This is a genomic window from Actinomadura geliboluensis, from assembly GCF_005889745.1.
GTDB lineage: Bacteria > Actinomycetota > Actinomycetes > Streptosporangiales > Streptosporangiaceae > Spirillospora > Spirillospora geliboluensis.
The window spans coordinates 1-1,206 of the sequence record NZ_VCKZ01000747.1; the positions used below are offsets into that span (position 1 = coordinate 1).

The following is a 1,206-nucleotide window of genomic DNA, read 5'->3' on the forward strand; positions in this document are numbered from 1 at the left end:
GCTCGTCGGTGACCTCGGCGACCACGTCCATGTCGCCGGCCTTCCACTCCTTCTCCCGCTGCGCCTTCTGCCCCAGCAACTGCTTCTCCGAGTCCCGCAACGCGGCGGCCTTCTCGAAGTCCTGCGCATCGATCGCCGACTCCTTGTCCCGGCGGACATCGGCGATCTTCTCGTCGTACTCGCGCAGGTCCGGCGGCGCCGTCATCCGCCGGATCCGCATCCGCGACCCGGCCTCGTCGATCAGGTCGATGGCCTTGTCGGGCAGGAACCGGTCACTGATGTACCGGTCGGCCAGCTGCGCCGCCGCCACCAAAGCGCTGTCGGTGATCGACACCCGGTGGTGCGCCTCGTACCGGTCCCGCAGCCCCTTCAGGATCTCGATCGTGTGCGACAGCGACGGCTCGGCCACCTGGATCGGCTGGAACCGCCGCTCCAGCGCCGCGTCCTTCTCCAGGTGCTTGCGGTACTCATCCAGCGTGGTCGCACCGATGGTCTGCAGCTCACCCCGCGCCAGCATCGGCTTCAAAATGCTCGCGGCGTCGATCGCGCCCTCGGCCGCGCCCGCACCCACCAGCGTGTGGAGCTCGTCGATGAACAGGATGATGTCGCCCCGGGTACGGATCTCCTTCAGCACCTTCTTCAGGCGCTCCTCGAAATCACCCCGGTACCGCGACCCGGCCACCAGTGCGCCGAGGTCGAGGGTGTAGAGCTGCTTGTCCTTCAGGGTCTCGGGAACCTCGCCCTTGACGATCTTCTGCGCCAGGCCCTCGACCACGGCGGTCTTACCGACGCCGGGCTCCCCCACCAGGACCGGATTGTTCTTGGTACGGCGGGACAACACCTGCATGACCCGCTCGATCTCCTTGTCCCGGCCGATCACCGGGTCAAGCTTCCCCTCACGCGCAGCCTGCGTCAGGTTCCGACCGAACTGGTCCAGCACGAGGGAGGTGGAGGGGGCCGACTCCGAGGGGCCGCCGGACGCGGCGGGCTCCTTGCCCTGGTAGCCGTGCAGCAACTGGATGACCTGCTGGCGGACCCGGTTCAGGTCGGCGCCGAGCTTCACCAGCACCTGGGCGGCCACGCCCTCGCCCTCACGGATCAGGCCAAGGAGGATGTGCTCGGTGCCGATGTAGTTGTGGCCGAGCTGCAGCGCCTCACGCAGCGACAGCTCCAGCACCTTCTTGGCACGCGGAGTGAACGGAATGT

1 protein-coding gene is annotated in these 1,206 nt (G+C 67.7%); it reads right to left on the reverse strand.

Features of this window, described 5'->3' with window-relative positions:
• On the reverse strand, positions 1-1,204 hold a 1,204-nt coding region (locus tag ETD96_RS44000), incomplete at its 3' end, for a Clp protease N-terminal domain-containing protein (RefSeq protein ID WP_240808655.1).
• Between the last annotated feature and the right edge of the window lie 2 nt (positions 1,205-1,206).